Source organism: Vibrio sp. D173a (assembly GCF_030248475.1).
This window is the reverse complement of the sequence record NZ_JAHGAH010000767.1, coordinates 1-1,515: the sequence shown is the minus strand read 5'-3', so window position 1 is coordinate 1,515 and position 1,515 is coordinate 1. Positions and strand designations below refer to the sequence as shown.

Below are 1,515 nucleotides of genomic sequence, written 5' to 3'. Positions count from 1 at the left end.
CACCAATTGCGGTTGCGCTTGCAACCAGCATTACACCAAACCAATCCATTTTTTGTTTACCAGCGCTGAGTGCGCCAGTCATGGCTTCTGCCGTGATACCAATGATATATAAAACACTTAGTAGCATTGCTGTAACTCTATAATTTCGGTCTATAAAATCGTGATTTATGAGCCGTGCGATATAAAAAAGAAGCGCGAGTTTAGTGCGAAAAGTCACATTTTACGAATGAATATTTGTACCGCGAATTGGCGTTTCAGATTAGCTAAACTAATCATACAACCTAAGTTGGGTTAATCTGGGATGGGCAATCGATTATCATAGCCCGATTAGCTTACCAACCCAATGACATTACGCGGAATAGGGCTTTACCAAGCACTTAAAAAAACGCAAAATGCCCTCGTTGTTCTTATTTATTTTTTATCTTATGACGCATCAATATCCAGATATCATTAACATCTTCAACCGCACCTTTTTCGAGAGCTTTAATACTAAGTTAGAGTTGGGAGAAGATGAGCCGATCTACCTTCCAGCGGATGAGCAAGTTGCTCACCATCGCATCATCTTTGCTCGTGGGTTTTACGCATCAGCTTTACACGAGATTGCTCACTGGTGTGTGGCTGGCCCAGAGCGCCGTTTATTGGAAGACTTTGGTTATTGGTATGAGCCGGATGGTCGCACTGAGGCTGTGCAAGCGGAGTTTGAGAAGGTAGAAATTCGACCTCAAGCATACGAATGGATCTTAGCATTGAGTGCAGGCTTTCCTTTTAACGTCAGCTGTGACAATCTACACGGCGATTTTGAGCCAGATCGTTTGGCCTTTATGCAAAAGGTGCACAACGAAGTCATGGGTATTTTAGAAGTGGGTTTGCCACCTCGCGTAAAAATGCTGTCAGAGGCATTGCGAGACTTCTATGACATTGCTCCATTGACGGCGAACCAATTTATTGTGAAATAAGAGAAGACTATGATTATCGAATTTGAAGAAAAGCTACTTGAAGTAATTGATGCTCGTATTGAGAATGCCTCTGATGATGAGCTGTTTGCGGGTGGCTATCTGCGTGGTCATATTTCACTGTCTGTTGCAGCGTGTGAAGAAGAAGGCATCGAAGATATTGCTGAAGTAAAAGTACGTATCGAAGAAAGCCTAGAAGAGGCACGTTCAGAACTAACACCAGCTGATCGCACTATTGTAAATGACCTATGGGTTGAGCTACAAAACCTCGCTTAATAGCTCTCCAGTGTGTGCTCATTTTCTCTTCCCAATCGCACACACTGAGCTGAAAGCAGACTTATTCGAATTATTTGAATAAGTCTGTACAAATCTTGTGATTGTTCCATTTTCTGTCTAGGTTAATCTAACAGCACTTACCGAGATTAACAAAAGGACATCATCATGAAAGTTATCGCATTTGGCGCAAGCACCAGCTCTACTTCTATCAATAAAGCTCTAGCAACTTACGCAGCTAACTTGATTGAAGGAGCCGAAGTAAAAATCTTAGACCTTAACGACTATC

General features: G+C 42.2%; 4 protein-coding genes. 3 read left to right on the top strand and 1 reads right to left on the bottom strand.

Features of this window, described 5'->3' with window-relative positions:
* A partial coding sequence (locus tag KIV40_RS29135) for a TRIC cation channel family protein (protein ID WP_285352711.1) occupies nt 1-127 on the bottom strand: 127 nt, incomplete at its 3' end.
* A gap of 298 nt (nt 128-425) precedes the next feature.
* Between KIV40_RS29135 and KIV40_RS29130 the strand changes: the two genes are divergently transcribed.
* The 3 genes from KIV40_RS29130 to KIV40_RS29120 form a co-directional block, all read left to right on the top strand.
* Nucleotides 426-956, top strand: coding sequence for an elongation factor P hydroxylase (locus KIV40_RS29130; RefSeq protein WP_032552215.1), 531 nt, complete (start codon nt 426-428; stop codon nt 954-956).
* A 9-nt stretch (nt 957-965) separates the two neighbouring features.
* Nucleotides 966-1,229: a YfcL family protein gene (locus tag KIV40_RS29125; RefSeq protein ID WP_285352708.1), complete on the top strand. Its 264-nt coding sequence runs from the start codon at nt 966-968 to the stop codon at nt 1,227-1,229.
* Between the two features lie 165 nt (nt 1,230-1,394).
* The coding region (locus KIV40_RS29120) for an NADPH-dependent FMN reductase (protein ID WP_285352710.1) at nt 1,395-1,515 on the top strand (121 nt) is incomplete at its 3' end.

Bases quoted from the DNA above. Each gene is read 5' to 3' on its own strand.
- KIV40_RS29125 (WP_285352708.1), top strand. From the start codon at position 966: ATGATTATCGAATTTGAAGAAAAGCTACTTGAAGTAATTGATGCTCGT.
- KIV40_RS29130 (WP_032552215.1), top strand. From the start codon at position 426: ATGACGCATCAATATCCAGATATCATTAACATCTTCAACCGCACCTTT.